Origin of the sequence: Nostoc sp. LPT, assembly GCF_017115165.1 — a bacterium.
Taxonomy (GTDB): Bacteria; Cyanobacteriota; Cyanobacteriia; order Cyanobacteriales; family Nostocaceae; genus Nostoc.
Genome location: NZ_JABXKF010000087.1, coordinates 1 through 21015 on the forward strand (window position 1 = coordinate 1; position 21015 = coordinate 21015).

The 21015-nt window shown below is 41.6% G+C and carries 18 protein-coding genes and 2 pseudogenes; 15 read left to right on the forward strand and 5 right to left on the reverse strand.

All coding sequences use genetic code 11. The features are described 5' to 3' along the window. Nucleotides 1-266 precede the first annotated feature (266 nt). Nucleotides 267-3449, forward strand: coding sequence for an HsdR family type I site-specific deoxyribonuclease (locus HWQ58_RS18290; protein WP_292865472.1), 3183 nt, complete (start codon nucleotides 267-269; stop codon nucleotides 3447-3449). Then, the gene (locus HWQ58_RS18295) at nucleotides 3446-4141 is read left to right on the forward strand and encodes a SprT family zinc-dependent metalloprotease (RefSeq protein ID WP_292865475.1); all 696 of its coding nucleotides are present in this window, start codon (nucleotides 3446-3448) and stop codon (nucleotides 4139-4141) included. Before HWQ58_RS18290 ends, HWQ58_RS18295 begins: the two co-directional genes overlap by 4 nt. A 546-nt stretch (nucleotides 4142-4687) precedes the next feature. Here HWQ58_RS18295 and HWQ58_RS18300 read toward each other — a convergent pair. Next, a complete protein-coding gene (locus HWQ58_RS18300) occupies nucleotides 4688-4870 on the reverse strand; it encodes a CsbD family protein (protein WP_104906826.1) in 183 nt (60 codons plus the stop codon). A gap of 387 nt (nucleotides 4871-5257) precedes the next feature. On the opposite strand from HWQ58_RS18300, the gene HWQ58_RS18305 reads away from it, so the two are divergent. The 6 genes from HWQ58_RS18305 to HWQ58_RS18330 all read left to right on the forward strand — a co-directional run bounded on the left by HWQ58_RS18305 (nucleotide 5258) and on the right by HWQ58_RS18330 (nucleotide 10770). Further along, nucleotides 5258-6145: a TIGR02587 family membrane protein gene (locus HWQ58_RS18305; RefSeq protein WP_292865478.1), complete on the forward strand. Its 888-nt coding sequence runs from the start codon at nucleotides 5258-5260 to the stop codon at nucleotides 6143-6145. After that, nucleotides 6142-6534 (forward strand): TIGR02588 family protein, encoded by a 393-nt coding sequence (locus HWQ58_RS18310; RefSeq protein WP_292865481.1) that lies wholly within the window; start codon nucleotides 6142-6144, stop codon nucleotides 6532-6534. Before HWQ58_RS18305 ends, HWQ58_RS18310 begins: the two co-directional genes overlap by 4 nt. Nucleotides 6535-6972: 438 nt before the next feature. Continuing rightward, nucleotides 6973-7185 carry a hypothetical protein gene (locus HWQ58_RS18315; protein ID WP_292865484.1) on the forward strand — a complete coding sequence of 71 codons (213 nt, stop codon included), beginning with the start codon at nucleotides 6973-6975 and terminating at the stop codon, nucleotides 7183-7185. Between the two features lie 162 nt (nucleotides 7186-7347). Further along, nucleotides 7348-8142, forward strand: coding sequence for a hypothetical protein (locus HWQ58_RS18320; protein WP_292865487.1), 795 nt, complete (start codon nucleotides 7348-7350; stop codon nucleotides 8140-8142). Nucleotides 8143-8537: 395 nt separating this feature from the next. Next, complete coding sequence (locus tag HWQ58_RS18325) at nucleotides 8538-9758, forward strand: MFS transporter (protein ID WP_292865490.1); 1221 nt, start codon at nucleotides 8538-8540, stop codon at nucleotides 9756-9758. A 34-nt stretch (nucleotides 9759-9792) separates the two neighbouring features. Then, on the forward strand, nucleotides 9793-10770 hold the full coding sequence (locus HWQ58_RS18330) for a hypothetical protein (RefSeq protein WP_292865493.1): 978 nt from the start codon (nucleotides 9793-9795) through the stop codon (nucleotides 10768-10770). A gap of 428 nt (nucleotides 10771-11198) precedes the next feature. Here the strand turns inward: HWQ58_RS18330 and HWQ58_RS18335 are convergent. After that, nucleotides 11199-11345: pseudogene (locus HWQ58_RS18335) on the reverse strand (IS982 family transposase); the annotation flags it as partial. 226 nt (nucleotides 11346-11571) lie between these two features. On the opposite strand from HWQ58_RS18335, the gene HWQ58_RS18340 reads away from it, so the two are divergent. From HWQ58_RS18340 to HWQ58_RS18360, 5 genes are all read left to right on the forward strand, one after another. Further along, complete coding sequence (locus HWQ58_RS18340; protein WP_292865496.1) at nucleotides 11572-12051, forward strand: hypothetical protein; 480 nt, start codon at nucleotides 11572-11574, stop codon at nucleotides 12049-12051. Nucleotides 12052-12178: 127 nt separating this feature from the next. After that, nucleotides 12179-12517 carry a hypothetical protein gene (locus HWQ58_RS18345; protein ID WP_292865499.1) on the forward strand — a complete coding sequence of 113 codons (339 nt, stop codon included), beginning with the start codon at nucleotides 12179-12181 and terminating at the stop codon, nucleotides 12515-12517. Between the two features lie 83 nt (nucleotides 12518-12600). Then, on the forward strand, nucleotides 12601-13686 hold the full coding sequence (locus HWQ58_RS18350) for a nucleotidyltransferase (RefSeq protein ID WP_292865502.1): 1086 nt from the start codon (nucleotides 12601-12603) through the stop codon (nucleotides 13684-13686). Nucleotides 13687-13729: 43 nt separating this feature from the next. Beyond that, on the forward strand, nucleotides 13730-14137 hold the full coding sequence (locus HWQ58_RS18355) for a hypothetical protein (protein ID WP_292865504.1): 408 nt from the start codon (nucleotides 13730-13732) through the stop codon (nucleotides 14135-14137). A gap of 3 nt (nucleotides 14138-14140) precedes the next feature. Next, complete coding sequence (locus HWQ58_RS18360) at nucleotides 14141-15631, forward strand: SAVED domain-containing protein (protein ID WP_292865507.1); 1491 nt, start codon at nucleotides 14141-14143, stop codon at nucleotides 15629-15631. Nucleotides 15632-15775: 144 nt separating this feature from the next. Here the strand turns inward: HWQ58_RS18360 and HWQ58_RS18365 are convergent. Beyond that, nucleotides 15776-15934 (reverse strand): annotated as a pseudogene (locus HWQ58_RS18365) (IS4 family transposase); the annotation flags it as partial. 136 nt (nucleotides 15935-16070) lie between these two features. Here HWQ58_RS18365 and HWQ58_RS18370 point away from each other — a divergent pair. Further along, nucleotides 16071-16436: a hypothetical protein gene (locus HWQ58_RS18370; protein WP_292865510.1), complete on the forward strand. Its 366-nt coding sequence runs from the start codon at nucleotides 16071-16073 to the stop codon at nucleotides 16434-16436. Here the strand turns inward: HWQ58_RS18370 and HWQ58_RS18375 are convergent. Then, a complete protein-coding gene (locus tag HWQ58_RS18375) occupies nucleotides 16427-17251 on the reverse strand; it encodes an alpha/beta hydrolase (protein ID WP_292865516.1) in 825 nt (274 codons plus the stop codon). The two genes, HWQ58_RS18370 and HWQ58_RS18375, sit on opposite strands and share 10 nt — an antisense overlap. 472 nt (nucleotides 17252-17723) lie before the next feature. Beyond that, a complete protein-coding gene (locus HWQ58_RS18380) occupies nucleotides 17724-19169 on the reverse strand; it encodes a deoxyribodipyrimidine photo-lyase, 8-HDF type (RefSeq protein ID WP_292865519.1) in 1446 nt (481 codons plus the stop codon). A 343-nt stretch (nucleotides 19170-19512) separates the two neighbouring features. Between HWQ58_RS18380 and HWQ58_RS18385 the strand changes: the two genes are divergently transcribed. Then, nucleotides 19513-20076 (forward strand): cupin domain-containing protein, encoded by a 564-nt coding sequence (locus HWQ58_RS18385; protein ID WP_292865513.1) that lies wholly within the window; start codon nucleotides 19513-19515, stop codon nucleotides 20074-20076. Nucleotides 20077-21015 lie beyond the last annotated feature (939 nt).

A 21015-nucleotide genomic window follows, 5' to 3' on the forward strand; every position in this document is an offset into this window, starting at 1 on the left:
GAAATAACAAATGAGTACGCCGAAATAACAAATGAGTACGCCGAAATAACAAATGCGTACGTCAAAATAACAAATGCGTTGGCGTAGCCCGCACTTCTCTACGAGACGCTGCGCGTAGCAAGGACAAGCTACTTCTCTGCGAGAGGCTGCGCCAACGACTGCGCCCTTCGGCTACGTTCAGGACAAGCTCAGTACAAGTCAGTGACCACCGCAAATCTTTGGTGCAAAATATATTAGGTGTGTCTCTTAATGTAAAAACTATCACTATGCCACAATCAACCCCAGAATATATCTATGTAGAAAAACCCATCATTGAACAACTCATCAGCATGGGATGGCAATATATAGAAGGCAGTTGGGACAATCCCGCAATTACCGAACGCGAAAACTTTAAGCAAGTTCTACTGATACAACGCCTCAAAGCCGCCATCAAACGCATCAACTTAGATGACAACGGCAATCCTTGGCTAGATGATATCCAAGTTCAAACCGCAGTCAGTCAGTTAGAACGCTTGGGTGCAAACAGATTAATCGAAGCCAATCAAGCCGCTACAGAATTGCTACTTAAAGGTACTACTGTTTTAGGACAAGACAGTAAACAGCATACGGTACATTTTATTGAATTTGATCCTGAAAATCTTCACCGCAACAATTTTTTAGCCATCAATCAATACCGAGTAGACCCGCCTTGGGCAACAGGTAATCGGGGGTTTATCGTCCCAGACATGGTACTACTTGTTAACGGCATTCCTTTAGTAGTGATTGAATGTAAAAGTCCCAATTTAGATAACCCGATAACTGAAGCAATTCAAGACTTATTGAAATATTCCAACCAACGGGGTAGCAGTCAACCAGAAGGTGCAGAGAAATTATTCCACTACAATCTGCTGATGATAGCAGCATCGAGAGGACGGGCAACAGCCGGAACCATCGGCGCAAATTACGAACATTATGTTGATTGGAAAGATACCATTCCCAGCCCCCAAGCGGAAATTGCTGCACAATTAGGCGTTTCGGAATTGAATTCTCGCCAAACCCTGAGCGCCGGGATGTTGAAACCAGCTAATCTAATCGACATCCTGCATAATTTCACCCTATTTAAAACCAGTGGCGGACGCACCATCAAAATTGTCCCCCGTTACCAGCAATATCGGGCAGTATATAAAGCACTGCACCAACTTCAACACAATCAAACCCGCGCCCAACATGGCACAGATGACCAACGCGGTGGCATTATCTGGCATACCCAAGGTTCAGGTAAAAGCCTGACAATGGTTTACTTAATTCGGAAAATTCGCACCATCCCAGAATTACGCCGCTTTAAAATTGTTGTCGTCACCGACCGCCGAGACTTAGAAAAACAACTTGCAGATACCGCCATCCTCACCGGGGAACCATTACAAAAGGCTAAAAACGTCAAAAAGCTAGAACAATACTTGCAACAACCAGGCGCTGGCTTAGTCTTCGGAATGATTCAGAAATTTAAAGGTGGCGAAGATTCTGATGAAGAAGCAGAAATAGAACCAATTCCGAAAAACCTCAATCCTTCCGAAAATATCTTAGTGTTAATTGACGAAGCACACCGTTCTCACACCAAAACCCTCCATACCAACTTATTAGAAGCTTTACCTAACTGTGTCCGTATCGGCTTTACTGGTACACCGATTGTCAAAGCTGCGAAAAAAACCACGCTGCAAATCTTTGGTTCATTTATCGACGAATACAATATCCGCAAATCCCAAGAAGATAAAGTCACTTTGCCGATTGTCTACGAAGGATTAGAAGCTAGAGGTACTGTAACCCAAGGTGATGACCTCGACAAACTTTTTGAAATTATCTTTGCTGATAAAACCCCAGAAGAACGGGCGCAAATTAAAGCTAAATACGCGACTAAAACTCAAGTTGGCGAAGCACAGGAACTAATTAAAGCCAAAGCTAAAAGTATGCTGCATCATTATATTGAGCGCATTTTAGCAGGAGGCTTTAAAGCGCAAGTCGTCGCCTCTACCCGTCTCGCCGCCGTTTGTTACCAAGAGGCGTTTGTGGAAGCGCAACGGGAAATAGTACAGCAACTAGAACACCGCGCCCCGATTCTGCAAAGTCTCGATACGGAGGCTTTAGAATCGCTTGATGCCGAAACTCGTTTTTTTGCTCAAGCACTCCCACATCTCGAAACGATACGCAAACTAGAATTTGCTGTTATCATCTCTGGTGATAAAGGAGATGACAGTAGCTGGAAAAAGTGGACAGATAAAAGCCAGCAGGAAATTAATATTGAGAAATTTAAAAAGTCTTTAGACCAAGATAGTTTAGGGATTTTAATCGTCAAAAATATGCTACTAACGGGTTTTGATGCACCCCTAGAACAAGTTTTATATTTAGACAGGTCGCTAAAAGAATACGAATTGCTGCAAGCGATCGCTCGTGTTAACCGAGTGTATGATGATAAAAAAACAGAAGGGTTAGTGGTCGATTATTACGGTGTTGATATCGCTGCTGCACTCTCGGTTTATGAGAATCTTGATACAGAATCTGCCTGGTTTGATATTCGTGCCGAATTACCAAAGTTGCGCGACAGACACCAGCGAGTTATTGCTCTATTTACTGAAAAGGGCTGCACAATTGATGATGTAGATGCTTGTGTAGACTTGCTCAGAGATGAACGCCTCAGAGTTGAATTTAACGACTGTTTCCAAGACTTTCTCAACACTCTCGATACAATACTGCCGCGTTCCGAAGCACGTCAGCCCTATAATTTTGTTCAAGATGCCAAAAAACTAGGCTTGATTAAAAAAGCTGTTGCTGACCTCTACAGAGATGAAAAACTGAATATCATTAGTAGCAAAGAAAAAGTTAGAGCATTAATAGACCAATATATTGAATCGCAAGGTATTGACCCAAAAGTGCTACCGATTAATATTATGTCACTAGATTTCAAAACCCATGTCCAGCGCCATCGCTCGATTAAAGCACAAGCCGCAGAAATGGAATTCGCTGCCCGTCACCATATCAGCGTAAATTATGAAGAAGACCCAGTTTACTACAAAAATTTAAGTGAAAAACTCACAGAAATCCTGGAATTTTTAGCTGATAACTGGGAAGAAAAAGTTGAGGCGTTGCGGAAGTATATAGAACAAATCCAAGCTGGCCGTACTACAGATGAGACTGGATTAGATCCCAAAACTCAAATGCCATTTCTCAACATTTTAAGTGAATATTCCCAAAAACAACTCCCCGAACTTGCTCAAGCAACTGTAGAAATTGTCAAACATATCCGCCAAGAAATACGACGGGTAAATTGGGGTAGCCAAATAGTCCAAGAGGATTTAAGAAGGTGGATAGCAGGCTACTTGGACGATCATGATTTAGTGAGTTACAACCAACTCGAAGAAGTCGCGGATAAATTAGTCCAAGTAGCTAGGAGAAATCGTGATAATTTAATGGCATGACAAGCATCACCTTTGGCGACCTGAGTTTTGAAATTCGTCACAGTTCCAAACGCCGCACCGTCGGGATTACCGTCGAACGTGACGGTAAATTAGTCTTAGCTTCTCCCCCAGAAGTACCAATAGAAGCCTTAGAAAGAATTGTCAGCGAGAAACGTTACTGGATTTACAGTAAACTTTTAAAAAAAGAGTCATTAAATCCACCAGCTAGCGTTAAAGAATACGTATCAGGTGAAGGTTTTTATTATCTAGGACGTAGCTATCGCCTGAAAGTAGTAGAGCTTCAACAACAGCCATCTCTGAGACTCTATCAAAGCCGCTTTGAGTTACAACGCCCAGCACAAGCTCAAGGTCGAGAACACTTTATTCAGTGGTATCGGGAACACCTTCAGCCAATTGTAGAACAACAAATTGCCACACTGATTAAACGAGTTACTACTTCACCTCGTTCAGTACAAGTACGTGAGTTAGGGAATCGTTGGGGTTCTTGCGGACACAAAGGTGATTTATATTTTCACTGGCGAGTCGCAATGCTACCACGAACGATGATTGAGTATTTGGCAGTTCATGAACTGGTGCATCTAATTGAACCGGATCACAGCACTGCATTTTGGCATAGGGTGGAGCGTATTGTGCCAGATTATCTTGAGCGAAAGCAATGGTTAGCTGAGAATGGGGCAATTTATAACCTTTAGAAAAATAATAAGAGCGATCGCATTTAGACAAAGTTGAAAGAATGTGTCAAACTTCTACAAATTTTTGGTAATTTTCCATCTCTGTAAATCTCATAAAACACCTCTGGCAATGTCCATCTATATCTTGCATACAGTGTTTTATCAAAACATAGTTGTATTATCCTAACAAATTGACAAATAATTTGTTAATTTATGAAAAGTTATGATTTTTCCAAGTTTCTGGGAAGTGACAATTAAATTGTGAAATCTCTGGTATTTGACATCTAATTAGTGAATATTGGCTTGTATGGTTATAACTGTCTTAAACGACTTAAAACCCTGACATAATCCTTGCTATGTCAGGGTTTTAGATATTTAGAATGCTGTGACAATATTTTGTTAAATTGACAAATAATTAGTTAAGACACAAATGGAAACGACAACTAAAAAATCAGCGTTTTTACGCGATAAAAAACCCCACTAACTTATAGAAAGTGGAGTAATTAAAGTTACAAATTTAGGAGTCAATCATCAATAAAATCGCTATTTTGCACTAGACAAGCGAAATTATTCTAAAGCTTTCTTGAGTTCGTCTTTAATATTTTCTACGGTGTGACCAACTTGGGCTTCAGCTTGCTTTGCTTGTCCTTCAGTTTTATCTTGTGGATTACCTGTGACTTCACCCACAACCTCTTGAATTTTTCCTTCAATATTTTTTGCAGTCGCTTCTATTCTCTTTTCGGCACTCATGGTTTTCATCTCCAGCTTGTAGTTGATTCAGGGAACTCCAAAAATAAGTTACTACTACTTGCAAAGTGGGTCGAAAAGCCCGCTCATTTCATAGGACAGGTAAGACGCTCATCCTACAAATAATAAAATATTCGGTTATTTTATTACTTGGAAATCCCTAAGCTATTAAATAATCTAACAGTTCTGTATTGTTTTTTACTTCCATCAACCGAGAGAATATTTTGGTGAATTATTTTAACTTAAGATAGATGCCGATGATAATTGTAGCACATAATGCAAAACATCACAATCTGATAAATAAAATTTATATATATTAAAAAAATAACTTTTTGCCAAATAAATGAACTATAAGTTAAAGCAAAATTTAAATAAAAGGAAAATAAAGGAGTGCCAACAAAAAGTCAAAAAAATATCTGGAAGAATGAGATTAATGACATCATTCGAGGTGCTTGTGGAGGTTTTTTGTTTGGCATACCCTTGCTCTACACAATGGAGGTTTGGTGGATTGGATCGCTGGCAAAACCACAACTAATAATGATGGCGATCGCATTAATGTTTATTGTGGTTTACTTGCTCAATTACACAGAAGGCTTTCGGAAACGCAGATATACAGGCCTCGCTCATCAAGCTGTAATGGATACCGTCGAAGCGATCGCGATCGGACTAGCCTGTTCTACCTTTGTGCTGTTACTATTGCGAGAATTGACACCAGAAACTTCCTTAAGGGAGTCTTTAGGTAAGATCATCTTTGAAAGTGTGCCCTTCGCTCTCGGTGTAGCATTAGCCAACCAGTTTTTGGGAAATACTGAAAACAGTAATGGAAAAGGACAAGCAAGCGATCGGGAAAATAGCACAACCAAGAACAAAGGGGATGAGTTACACGCCACCTTTGCTGATGTGGGTGGAACCCTGATTGGTGCAACCATAATTGCATTTAACATCGCTCCCACAGATGAAATTCCCATGCTTGCAGCCGCAACCTCTCCACCTTGGGAGTTAGCAATGATCGCCGCATCTTTGCTGATTTCTTATGGCATTGTATTTCAGGCAGGTTTTTCTAACCAGCAAAAACGTAAAGAGCAAAAGGGAATTTTTCAACGACCATCAAGCGAAACCATTATGTCCTACCTAGTATCACTGCTAGCAGCTGCTTTTATGCTGTGGTTCTTTCAAAAATTAACTCTTAGCGACCCCTGGACAATGTGGTTAGATCACACATTGATACTGGGTTTACCTGCAAGTATTGGTGGTGCAGCCGGAAGGTTAGCAATATGACTAAAACAGAACAACCAAAGCGCTCAATAGCTGAGTGGATAACATTCAGCATCGCCTCATTCATCCTAGCAATCATTGTGAGTCTAGTAGGCTACACTTGGCTGAACGAAAAAAATCAACCTCCGATCCTTTCTGTCACTAAAAAACAAACAATTCGAGAAATTAATGGCCAGTTTTATGTTCCTTTTGAAGTTGTGAATAGTGGAGGAGATACAGCTGAGTCAGTTCAGATTATGGCTGAGTTACTGATTAACGGCATTACAGAAACAGGAGAGCAACAGATCGACTTTTTATCTAGTGGGGAAAGCGAAGAAGGGGCATTTATATTCAGCCATAATCCGCGCCAAGGTCAGTTAAATCTACGTGTTGGTAGCTATAAATTGCCATAGGGGACTGACAAATAAAAAAAATACCCCACAATATTGGATAATCTATTTGTTGGAAGTATACCCGAACTCAACCCTCACCTCACTTGCTTTCATCGTGGGAACGCTAAGAGCGAACAAGTCGGGCATTGCCTGCCTAACGCAGTACGCTAAGAGTTGAGTTTGGGTGCGCGCGATCGCGCGGGTGGAATATTTCTTTACCTGACGTTGATGTAGCCTCTGTCTTGGACACGCTGTTCGCGTTCGTAGAGAAGTTGAAATCTGCTGTATAAGTCCTATATTTTATTGCTTGCCCATATTTTCAACACAATAGCGCCCGCATTTTTGATACCCTTGAAGAAATTAAATAATTTAAAAAATAGATAATCGCATTTTTCTCTCACCAGAGATATAAAATATGATTAACTGTTTTGAGGTATATTTCATCAGAAATTTATAATTTTGATATTTGTATTATGTCAGTATTACAAATATCAACTGCATTTGATATACAAAACTATCAAGGAATATTCTATATCTATTATTATTGATATTCCTAATGATGATTTATTGGTGTGTACTAGTAATGACGACCGGATTTTTGCTCGTGGAGGCAATGACAATATCTCTGCTAGTCTTGGAAATAATCTAATTCATGGTGAGAGAGGACAATAACAAGTTGACTGGTAACGATCGCCAATGAAACATTTAAGGGCAGTCGGCGCGATGACAGCAGTTGCTTTAACTCTCTCCATCGGAACAATGCATTGTCTCATCATGAATATTTAATTGTTGCATTTTGATGATATTATCTTAAAAAATTAAGGAGGAAACCTTGTGGAAGTTACGATAAATCAATTGTTTAAGTTATCTGTAAAATATTTTTCAGCAATCACAGCCATAATAACGGTTCTCCCATTACCAGTTAAAGCCGCTACATTTTTAGTAACTGAGCGTGCTAGTTTAGGAGGCAATGATCAAGTTAATTGGGATAGTTTAGGTAAAGTATTTAATCCCTCTACCCCTAATTTTTCTGCTTTTTTACCTAACTCTTTTTCAGCAACATCGCAACGTGGTTTAGGGTTAGATATAAATATAACTCCAACTAATAAGCCTCAAATTACTCCACCATTTGTCTTTCAAACTTTACCTCCACCTGGCATTCGGAGTAACTTCGGTCTAGGTGATTTTATTCTCTTCGGAGGTATAGACCCAACAGGTTTTATCCCTGTTCCTCCTGGTACTCCCGATCCTGGTACTCAGGGGAACGGCGGGCCTTTTTCGATTAGTTTTGCCCAGCCAGTTTTTGGCGCTGGAACTCAGATAGCTGTAGACACTAGTAAATTGAAAATTGAAAACTCGATCGCCGCTTTTGATAACGCCAATAACCTATTGGGTACTTTCTCAGTTCCAAATATTTCGTCCTTAGCATTAGATAATTCGGCAGTATTTTTGGGGATTCGTAGTGACACTCCAAACATCTCACGACTTGTTTTTAGCAGTTCTGCTCCACAATATGGCTTGGCTATTAATCAGGTAAGCATTCTTGCAGTTCCCGAACCAACTTATACCTTAGCGATATTAGCTTTTGGTGTTTCAGGTGCTGTTTTGAAACGACGTAAACATACTTAAGACTCCCACGACATCGAAATAGTTTTCATTTAATAAGTTAGAGATTTGGACGTACTCAAACTTATCTAAGTATGTAACGTAAGTTCCAGATAATTCTTGTCTTTAACCAAATTCAACTCAATGTTATACAAAGAATTAGAAAATATCATCGACGCTAAGATACAAAAAGCCATACGGAAGCATGAAATTATAGTTGCTTTCATTAGTAGTATTATTGGCTTGATTTTCATCATGGGTTTGTTCCATGCTATTTTGCTCAATCACACTGAAATTCAAACACTTTGCTTGTACTGATTACTGGTTGCATTCAATGTCTATTCACGATCGAGCGTTCCCTGATTGTCCATAAAACTAATCTAAGTTACACATCTTTTTTATGAAAGGGAATTGCACAGATGGAGAGTAAAAATAATGGCAGGGCTATATTCGTCTTATTTTTGACTGTATTTATAGACTTGCTCGGCTTCGGAATTATTCTGCCGATACTGCCTTTGTATGCTGAACAATTTGGTGCAAAACCTAATGAAGCGACTCTACTTGTAGCTATTTATTCTTTAATGCAATTCTTATTTGCGCCATTATGGGGCAGATTTAGCGATCGCTACGGTCGCCGTCCGATTTTATTACTGACTTTATTCGGTTCGGTAATTGCATACGCAGGCTTAGGTTTTGCCAACTCCTTATGGATTTTGTTTATTGCTCGTAGTCTTGCTGGGATTATGTCAGGGAATATTGCCACTGCTCAGGCGTACATAGCAGATATTACCACACCAGCTAATCGAGCTCGTGGCATGGGTGCAATCGGCGCAGCTTTTGGTCTTGGGTTTATTTTCGGCCCAGCGATTGGAGGTCTTTTAATCGGGTCAGATCCGAACAACGCTAACTTTCATCTACCGTCGTTGTTTGCAGCCGGATTATCCTTATTGGCATTTCTTTGTGCTTTGATATTACTTCCAGAATCTCTAAATTCTGAGACTAAAGCCAAAATTCAAGTTCATCGCCACCGTCAGCGATTGCTAAACTTGCTACAGCTGTCACAGCGTTCACAGTTTTGTGTACTTGTTGGCATCTACTTTTTAGTCACCTTTGCTGTTGCAGCTATGGACTCTACATTAGCTTTATGGTCTAAGCAGCAATTAAATTGGGGCCCTCAACAAGCTAGTTATCTTTTTGCTTTCATGGGGATTGTCAGCACAATAATTCAAGGAGGGCTAATCGGATTCCTCAAGAAACAATTGGGTGAAATCAAGTTACTTATCTTGGGAATATTAGGATTAGGTTTAGGATTACTGTTAATTGGATTCTCACAAAGCTTAATTTTATTATTAGTCACCACCACACTTGTGGCATGGGGAATTAGTATCAGTCAACCAATATTGAACAGCTTGATTTCCCAGATGACACCTCCAGAAGAACAAGGACAAATATTAGGAATTGCCAGTTCTTGCTCTGCATTGGCACGCATCGCTGGGCCAACGTGGGCAGGAGTTAGTTTTATGAGATTTGGGAGTTTTGCTCCTTTTTTGAGTGGAACTTTAGTAATGGTAGTAGCTTTGATTCTTAGTTTGCGAGTAACTAAAAGTGCATCTGAATCAAAAACAGAACGTGTAGCCTGAAAATCTAGGTCTGAATTAAGAATTACGAATTAATATGACAGGTCGCCGAGTATTATTTTTAGGTATCTTTGTAAGCATCCTCCTCACCTACGCAATTTGGATCGGTGGGAGCATTCCTGCAAGTATCCCCAAACTTCCTGACCAAGGATTAAACTGGTACTACTGGAAGCTTCCCCAACCAACCTTTTGGAGTCGAGCAACGGCTTGGGGTATGTACCTTGGGCATCAGTTTAGCATCTGGGCGTGTATCTTGTGGGCGCAGCGATCGCAGTTGAAATACAAATCGGCGTTGCATCCGATAAATTACCTCATGCTTGCCATTAATAGTGCATTTATTGCATTACACTTTCTCCAAACATATATTTGGTATGATGCTCTAGCTCAAGATACTTCAATTTGGGCTTCTCAAGGTGCAGTTGTACTCTTACTAGTTTTCGTACTGATTTTAGAAACACCTCGACGCGGTTTATTTTTTGGTAATTCTGTTCCATTCCATCAACAGTTTTTGCAAATTATCAAGCTGTACCACGGCTATTTTTTCTCCTTCGCCGCTATCTATACCTTCTGGTATCACCCAATGGAAGCAACTTTAGAGCACTTAATTGGTTTTCTCTATATGTTCTTGCTTCTACTCCAATCTTCCTTGATTTTTAACCGCACCCATGTAAACCGTTGGTGGACATTTATTTTAGAAATTACGGTGCTTTTACATAGTGTCGTTGTGTCGTTGATGCTAGGACAAAGCAAGTGGCCCACATTTCTCTTTGGTTTTCTTGGTATTCTCGTGCTTACTCAACTTCACGGTTTACCTGTGGGTGTCTGGACTAAACGTACTATCTACGGAGCCTTTTTAGTGAGTGTCCTGGCTGTTTATGCACTGACTGAACGCGGCTTGGGCAGAATTTACGAAGTAACCTATATTCCTCTGATTGAGTTTGGATTAGTTGGTGCAATTTACTTAATCTTCCTGCTCATCTTATGGACAATTTCTCATTTACCTGTCAAGACTTAATGTCATGTTAGCGTTGTAACTCGTTGAACTCCAGCAGGCTGAATTGAAAAATTAGGATAAAGTATTAACTCATCTGGGTTATTTACAGCAGTTTTCATATATTTGAATCACATCTGTTGTAGGGGCGCAAGGTCTTGCACCCCTACCGCGTGGTCTATTTATCTGAAAATAGCTGTAATACCAATTCTCTAAAATGCAGCTACAGATAAAGCCACCATAATATATTGCCTTCGGGCTATAGATGCAATAATTGGTTTGGTTAGTTTTCCAATTTCAAGGTAGAGAACAGCACGTAAGAAAGAAGAATTGAAGGGTTATTATGGTCTAATGCTTTGCGAAAAGCTAATTTTATTGTTTCTTGGCGGAACAATTCTAGGAATGCTTTTGGTTTGCCAACACCGTACTCTACTAACGTGAGTTCGACGGAACTAAAAAATGCCAGAAGATAATGCAGGCAAATCTTTTAGGTAAATGTCAATTGAGGGTTTTTTAGGTAAATAGGTGTAAGCAGCTAAACCAGCCATGAGATTGACCAAAAAGTTAAACACAGTGCGATGTCGAGAGTGTTCGATTTGACACAGGAAGAACAAACATGATTGCCTGCTTTTGAAACGCAGGGTGGAGAGGGCATTTTTTGAAGCTCTTAAGGTATCGGCAGAGTTATATGAACGCAGGCTTTATAGTTCCACGCATAAAACTTTCGAGGAATATTGCCTTGGACGATTTGGATATACTCACCGCCATGTAAATTATTTAATAGCTAGTTCTGTGATAATTGACAACATAATAATGAGACTGAGGATGATGAAATCCCCAAGGAGTTACTACGATGCTGAGTTTGGACAGATGAGACTCGAAGATAACCACTGGACTTTAGCACAATGTGCTGTTTTGGGCGATCGCTGTGTGCCGATTTGCGTGGATTTTGAACAGGGGCAGATTGGGGAACTTTCATCGCTCCAGCGTGAAGCTATTCGGCAAGCTCTAGCCTTGCCAGCCGATGTGTTACGCATCACTGCTCCTCTGGTGCTGCAAAATTATGATGTATATCGTGACATGATTGGAGATCAGGAAATGCCGCCGCTGGCTAATCCCATTCAGGTCTGGGATGAGGTCACTTTCTCATATATCTATGTCCCGCCCCACGTTGAGTATGACCTGCATATTGCTACTTTTGAGTTGATGGCTGAGTGTTCTTGGGAGCCAGAACACGGTTTAGAAGTACGCTTTCGCAATGGAGTAGCAGATGATGCAGATCAGATAGGTGAAACAGGACGGTAAAAACTATCTTGTCTGCGTGCTCATGCACAGCGTCATCGTAACTTGCCTCAGCAGGAGGTCTGGCTAACGGCATTGTAAGAAGCTGGGGGTATGCCGACTGGTAGAACTAGATGTTGTGCAAAGGATTATGGAGCGCACCCAAGTACCCAACAGCTACCAGATTGGTGAAGTTTGTCAAATTTTAGCCAAAGACAACCCGGAACTCCGAGGCAAGGGCAAGTGTTGGGCGATTGTTAGTCAAGTAAACTACTTTAGCTGTACTGTGAGGCTCTGGGATGGAGAGCTTACGGTTGGGTTAAAGCATCTCAAATCTTTCAATTACTTGCTTGCCGAATGTCAGCAGGTGCGGGTGATCTGCGATCGCATCAATCGGGTGTATTCTAGTGCGTTGGAGGAGTCGGTGCAGAAGTTTTTGGAGTCGCTGGGTAAGCTGAACCATGCTTATTTGACAGCGTTGGAATGTTAATAAAGAAAGTTTGCAACAAACGCTCAAAGCCGCAATAAATTCATTGTGATGAAGTTTTAGTTATTATTAATAAGGTAAATTTTGTGTTCCCAGTTGTTACATACTTTGCAGAGCTGCTCAAGAATATTCGTCCGCCAGAGCATCGAATCAAAGCAGCACAAGAACTTCCCCCGATAGTGCGTAAGTTTATAGAGGAGAGCGAGTTTCCTACTATTGATCCTCATACTCGTCTGGCAGGTTCTTATGCCCAAAAAATGGGGGCAGGAGATGTCAAGGATGTAGATACATTAGTTCGTGTTCCTGGCAATCCGAAAAATAATCAACCAGAAGCAAAGCGATTAATTTGGGATTTAAAGAAATGTCTAGATGAATTGCCAGCTTATCTTGGCTATCAAGGGTACGCAGAAGCAGAAATTGATGTTGAACGGGCAAGGCGTTCAATTCATGTCTATTTTAAAAGCCAAGATTTTCATCTAGATTTTGTACCATGTATTGCTCCAGATGGTTTTGAAAATATAATTTATGTGCCTGATCGCGGATTCAACAAATGGATAACTTCTCACCCAATCGGCTTTATCAATCTGCTTAATAAGTTGCAAAAAGAACATAATGGTAAAGTAAAACCGCTGGGAATCCTTTTGAAACACTTCCGCAACCAGCAAATGAAAAGCCGGAAGCCCAAAAGTTATTGGCTTGGTGCGTTATTAGTATTTCACATTCAGAAAGGCAACTTAGATATATCTCAACCACTGGCGGTTCTTTTTCACGATCTGCTGGATGCTATTTATTCTCAGTATCAATGCCTGCTTGGACGTAATGATGACGCTACTCCGAATATTCCAGACCCAATATTGGGACATAATATTTCTTGGAATTGGAGCCCTAATCACTTTGAGACATTCATGCGGCGAATCAAGGAAGGACGACTTTGGGCAGCGAAAGCTTTGGAAACAGATAATCGAGATGAAGCGATTGCATATTGGCAGAAAATTTTTGGCAAGGAATACTTTCCATTTGAAGTAGAAACAGCAGCTTCCAAGCTTGCTGATGAGGCATATCCTGGCAAGTCTTTTATCAGCCCTAGCGGACTAATTCTGCCAAGTTATTTGGCTTCAGATTCATACACTCCAACTCTTCCAACTAAATTTCATGGGATTGAGCAAGTTTGAATATTCAAAGCTGAGATCGACAGTTAATTTGGGACTTCAGAATTTGCATATTCGGTATCGGTTTCCAGGGTTTACCTACAAGCGAGAGCTTGGAGCCGGAGTTTGGCGAGGCACACTTCAGCCTTCGCCACTTTCTCAGAAATACCGAGTAGCAGTATCTTACAAACTTAATTCTTATCCTAATGTCAAAGTGATCTCACCAGCTTTATCTCCTAAAGCTCCACACCTCTGGACAGATGGTACACTCTGTCTTTATTATCCAAAGGAAAGTCCCTGGCAACGAGATATGCTTATTGCCACAACCATTCTTCCTTGGACAGCATTATGGCTCTACTACTATGAACTATGGCTTGACACAGGAAAATGGTTAGGTTCATCATCCCATGCCTCTGATTGTAATCTTAAGGGAGGGTGTGCTAATCCTGGTGAAACCAGCAAGGAAATTAACTAAATTGTGAGAAAACGTACAACTAAAGGCAATCATCTAACACCCTCTCTCTTGGAGCCTCAATCACGAGGTGGAGATATAGCAGAGGGTGGGTTTTCTTTCCAAGATAATGTCATCCTTGCTCGGATTCCTATATGGTTGGCTCAGGATGGATTTACAGCAATGGTTAAGGAAGCAACCAGCGATGTTGAAGCAAAGTTTTTCGTCCCTGGTTATGGCTTCGTTAAAGATTTGATTGAGGTTAAAGATCACGTACTTCAACCGACTGAGTTCTGGAATGAAATCAAGCGATTTCAGCAGATAGATGCTGGCAGCCCAAAAACTTATCGCCGTTTTACATTAGTTGGAGCGGGTGTATCTAAAGAATTACATCCTTTACTCAATGGCTTACAGCGAGTTCAAGGATCACAAGATTTTTACGATGAGCATGATACTGTCATACATAATTCCGTACAGGAATATGTTGACTTGGTTAAGAAAAAAGGCGGTACGCAAAAAGATGCACTTTTCTTAATAGATAAGGTAACAGTTGAAATACACTGGAACACTGCGAAATACGATGGTGAAGCAGTATTTAATAAAAAATTGATTGAGTATTTGAACGAATATGTTGATTTATCTGGAAGAATAATTATTGACATCTACAATAACATGAGTACGTTTATACGGAAAAACAAGAATCGTACTATATTCCGTAGAGAGTTAGAAAATAAACTTCAAGAAAAGATTCCAACCAGCCAAAAACCTCCCTTTCGTTCAATTTCCATTTACACAGCCACTACGCCCCAAGATGACCCACTACATCCGGGATTACGCTTTGATTGGGAATGTTTTTCAGGTGGTGAAACGCGTGTTATGCCAGCACCTGACCAGTGGGATAAACTTCTTATTGATCTTCAAAACACAAGAACATGGATTGAAAACTACCGCAACACTAAGCGGATTTTACTTTTAGGTAATCGTCGTTTATCAGCTTGTTTAGCGATCGGTTCTGTCTTCTCTGCTGTTCGAGGTTATGTCATTGAAATGGATTACCGTGGAGAAAACTTGGCAACCAATTCTCATCCTAACACTGAAACTCCTGCATATCCTTTGGCTTCTAACCTAATAGAAGGAGAAGGTAAAAGTATTGTTGTCAGTGTAAGTATTCATAGTAATAATCTTATAGATGTACAGCATAATTTAGCAAAATTTGGATTATCAGATGCACCACTACTGGAAATTCAAGGAGAACAACCGATTATTTCAGTCGAACAAGCAAATTGGATAGTTGGTAATCTCAAAAAACAGCTTGTTTGGCACTTGCAATCTACAAACTGTCAAGAAATTCACCTTTTCCTTACAAGTCCTGCTTACCTTGCATTGTTTCTAGGACATCGATTAGATGCAACTGCGCCGATCATTTGCTATGGATGGGGTGAAAATCGTCAGTATTATCAAACTTGCCGATTATTTGCAAACATAACTGATTTATCAAATACCAAATTTATTACCTAGTACTCTCCCAGTTGTTTGGAATATAAATGTGTCAAAATCATTCATTCATGAAAAACCTAACAAAGAATAAAGAAGTGAGCGCAACTGGACTACATGCAAATTTAGGTAAATTTTACCGTTAAAATTCGCAACATTAAACCATATTCGATAACTACCACCAATACCTGCCCAACAGGATATTCCTAACATTGTGACTCGGTGGCTCATTGCTAACATAGCCAGGATTATCTGATTCAATTGCCGCATCGTTGTTGCATTTATTTTCGGTAGCAGGCATTGTAGCAGTGATAAGATATCGGGCATGGGCTGAAGAGTGGTTTTGAGTTGTCGTTGTGAGAGACAATAACTCTACTACGTCAGCCCTACCTCTTCATACTCTTATTTTGGCTAAGGTATTGCAGTTCTGTTATTATTTCACGAATGATTTAAAACTGCCTATTTGGCATCATCGTGCATGATTTGGGGCGATCGCCCCTTACAGTATTTACGAGGCAAGGAACAATCACCCTTGATGCTTGAAATGCTGGGTTCGTTCCTTAACCCAGACTACCGAGAATCTGCGATCGCATTGCCGCTCACCTGGACATCACAACCCAAAGATGACCTCTCGCTACGCCCTATCGACAGATTGAGGGCTAACGAGACACAAGATCGGCGAGTGCGCATGGCTGCAAGGTGGACGAACACACTATACCAAAGCCACGCATCAAAGCAGGGCGCGGTTCGCTGCATCGCCTGGTTAGACGCTTTGAGGCGGCACTATGGAGACTTTCTTGAGAACCGAGTGGTTTGCGTTTACGACTGAATGAATTCGAGGAGATCGGCATTGATCTGGTCTGCATTTGTTGTCGGCATACCGTGCGGGAAACCCTTGTAGGTTTTCAATACCGCGCCCTTGACCAACTTAGCGCTCAGTGGGGCGGAGTCGGCATAGGGGACTATCTGGTCATCATCGCCGTGCATTACCAAAGTCGGCACAGAGAACTTCTTAAGATCCTCGGTAAAGTCGGTTTGGGAGAAGGCCACGATGCCATCATAATGCGCCTTGATACTGCCCATCATGCCCTGGCGCCACCAATTCTCAATCACGCCTTGCGACGCTTTCGCACCCGGACGGTTGTAACCGTAAAAGGGCCCACTCGGCACATCCCAATAAAATTGCGCCCGATTGGTGGCAACCTGCACCTGAAAGTCGTCAAATACCTCTTTAGGTAGACCGCCGGGATTCTCTGGGGTCTTCACCATCAGTGGTGGCACGGCGCTAATGAGAACGGCCTTGGCAACGCGGCTTTCGCCGTGGCGCGCAATGTAGCGTGTCACCTCACCGCCGCCAGTCGAGTGTCCAACGTGGATAGCATTCTTTAAGTCGAGATGCGCGGTAAGCGCAGCGAGGTCATCGGCGTAATGATCCATATCGTGTCCGTCGCCGCCTTGGCTCGAGCGTCCATGCCCTCGCCGATCATGGGCGATAACGCGATAGCCGTGATTTAAGAAGAACATCATTTGGTTGTCCCAGTCGTCGGCCGATAGAGGCCAACCATGCGAGAAAACGATGGGCTGACCGCTGCCCCAATCCTTGTAGTAAATCTCTATGCCGTCTTTCACTGTGATCGTGTTCATGTGTTTTTCTCCAGTAGGCTGACTCACATTCTGCAGGTAAGTGAAGAGATTGATGATATTTTTGATAAATGGCATCATCAGCATCAGAAATAAGAGTACAAGATATTGACCACTGCGGGATAGTGGTAGGCCAGGCTTAACAATTCACGCATTCACGCATTCAAACATTTTAGACATTTTTAGACGGGGATTTAAACCTCGACTGAAAATGATCGGAGGCGGAGTGGCTCCGACTCCGCGCTACCTGTAGAGGTAGGGGTCTTCAACCCTTTGATTTACAATAATTGACCAAATGTATTTGGTAAAATAAATCAACCAAATACTAGGTGTAGCGAATTGCAAACATAAACACTTCTAACCGCAAACAAGGCAATTTTGAAACCACATTATTTGCAAATAAGAGGGGTTTCAAAATAGAAGTGCGGAATGTAGGACAGAATTTTTGGAACTGTCTATTAAAAAACTAACAATTTTACTCACCACTACTAATATTTTTTTGTTGTTGATAACGCTGTTTAAACTGCTGTTGCTGTATTTTATGATCCACAATTGGGTCAGGATAGCCAACAGCATGACGTTCTAAAGGTGGAATTTTACCAGTAACTAAATATTCTGTATCTACAGACCGCAATTCTGACACCCATTGCCGAATATATTCCCCCTCTGGATCAAATTTTTGTGTTTGACTAGCTGGGTTGAAAATCCGCACAGGTTTGGGGTCCATGCCGCTAGAAGCACTCCATTGCCAACCGCCATTATTGGCAGATAAATCACCATCAATCAGGTGCTGCATAAAATATTTTTCTCCCAATTGGGGATTAATTAGCAAGTCTTTAGTCAGGAAACTCGCAACAATCATCCGACAGCGGTTATGCATCCAGCCGCTTTCGTTTAATTGGCGCATTGCTGCATCCACAATGGGATAGCCTGTTCTCCCCTCACACCAAGCTTGGAAATGTTCTTCGTTAGTTTGCCAAGGAAAGTTTTTAAAGGTGTCGCGGAAAGCACCATCAGCTAATTCCGGGAAGTTATACATTGCATGTTGATAAAACTCCCGCCAAGCTAATTCCTGTTGCCATGTGCGGATATTAACTGCTGTTTCCTCACTGCGGCTGTTTTCCTGTGCTTCTATCGTGGCTTGCCAAACGGTGCGAATGCCAATTACGCCAAATTTTAAAGCTGCACTCAGTTGTGATGTACCGTCCACTGCGGGGAAATTGCGCTGTTCTTGATATTCAGTAATGGCTTTATTAGTAAATTCTTCTAATCGTTCTTGTGCCGCCGCCTCTCCTGGTGAAATAATTAATTGTTCATCCCAAATAAATCCTAAATCTTTTGCTGAAGGTAGTGCGATCGCTCCTGCAAGTTTGGCAATTTCCTGTTCAGCTTCCGTTAATCCCTCAACATTTTGCAATGTTTCTACTGGTTGAGCCTTCGGTTTAGTAAGCCAATTTTTCCAGAAGGGGGTGTAAACCGTGTAAGGGCTGTTACTACCCGTGCGTAACTCCTCTGGGGAGTTGAGGATTTGATCCCAGTTTTGGTTAAGAAACTCAATACCTTTTTCTTTGAGGGCATTTATAATAGTGCGATCGCGTTCTTGTGAATAAGGTTCTACATCCCAATTCCAAAAAACAGCTTTGGCATTTATTGCTTCGGCTAAGGCTGGTATTGCTTGTACAGGATCGGCGTGGAGTATTAACAACTGGCTACCAACTTGAGCATATCGCTTTTGGAGTTTCTGCAAACAGCCAATCATATAAGTTACCCTCACAGGAGCAACATCATCCCGTTCTAGAATATGCGGATCGAGGCAAAACACGCCCACTACCTTCGGACTCTGCTCTTTTGCCGCAGCCAGTCCCGTATTGTCAGAAATGCGTAAATCGCGCCGATGCCAAAACAGAATTAAGTCAGACATTCCATGCTGGATATAGTTCACCCGTACTAGCTTAGATGCTAGTGGTACCAATAAGCATCATTCTGGCGATAAATTTATTCTTTTAATGGGTATTGGGCAAAACAGTTCTGAGTTTCGAGTTCCAAGTGCTCAGTAAAGAAGTGAGATTCCCCACTCAGTACTCAGCATTCCTGAAGGGCATTGGGAAGAGACAAGGAAGGAACTTGTTCAATAATTCTCTGCCATTCCCTATGCCCTATGCCCCATTCCCTATTCCTCATTCCCCGGTTTGTCAATCGGGAATAGTGGTTTTTTAGATCGAAATTGAGTATACTCTTCTTAACAGTTAATTAGTCTTTTTGTCATGGCTAACCTACTACTTGACGACGGTACAATTGAGAGCGATTTAGGCGAAATAGCTCGCGAACTTGCGCCTCTTGGCATTCAACTCAAACACTACGACCCAGGAACATCGCTACTCTTCCCTAATCTGCTAGACCAGGACGTTTTAACTGAGGCCGAGAAACGTTATTGCGTAGAACTCCATAACAGCGTCTTTGAATTTCTTCAGCAAGAAAATGGCGCTCTCTGGTGTGACTTACTAAATGTGCACCCAGGTTCGTTCAATCTTCACCACCTGATCGCAACCTACGGCCGTTACCATACTCATCCTGCGGCTGAACCCCTCTATGTGTTGTCAGGAGAAATGATTTATAGTTTCGTACGACTTGATGGTAGTCAGGTACAGCTTTTAGTTCAGGCACAAGACTATCTCTACATCCCCGCTGGCGTTGAGCATTGGTGCAGCCCAACTGCATCGTTGAATTTTAAAGGAGTACGCTATTTTGCGATGCCTGCGGCGGGCTGCGCCAACGCAGAAGGTTGGGTTCCCAATTATACAGGGACTCAAGTGAGTGATTTGATCTAAAAGCCGTGTTAAAGCTCATTTATGCACGTCCTTTAGGCGACCTTCACGAAATCGCGTTGCTCCCCCCTAAGCCTTGTCAAATGCGCTGTCTTTGAGTATATCTTGTAGTCTTTAAAGCAACAGTCTCGATTCGACTGTAAAGGGACTGGGGCGAATGGCACTAAGAAAAGCGGAAACGCTTATCAATTAAACAGTTTACAATTGCTTTCGTAATTCATTGCGAGGTTTGGTCATCAAGGGGTAAATTTTGGGGCGACGTTTACGAACTCGTGGTTCATTTCTAGCAGGACGATTATTTTACTCACAGCATTATGACAACTTTTGTCAGCGTCCAACACTTGTGAGAAAAATGCCCACAATGTTATTACTGGGTCAAATAAACGCTTTTTGTATTTCATCTTTAGCTCAGATATTGCTTGCCTAATTACAGATTCTGGCAACAGTTCTTCAAAAGGTAGCCCAAAACTCGGGCTAAATTTCTACTTGAGGATTTGTACTCGTAATGTCACAGTAGTAGTTATCGTATGTGCTTGCTCGTTTTAAAGAAAGTATTCCATGAACGAGTAAGCTTTTTCTACCTCCAAAAACTTTTGGGCAACCTTACCTCATCTCTCCATTAGCGTTCGTCGTTCGCGCAGCGTCTCGAAGAGAAGACGTTGCCGTTGGCGTTCGCGTTAGCGTCTCTGAAAGAGAAGCCTCTCGTAGAGAAGGCATCGCCTGACTCATGCCATTACTGCTCGATGGGCATTAAAAGCTGTAGTATTTATTCCACATTGCTTAGAGTTTTTCTTAGTGCCATTCCATCTATAGGAATCCGATTTGATTCCTGAACTTACTTGCGTAGCGAGGGAACAGGGAACAGGGTTGGGAGAACAGGCAAGAAGCCCTAGCTATCTAATTGGTATACAAAGCAGGTAAGCTGAAAACTTGCATCTAGCA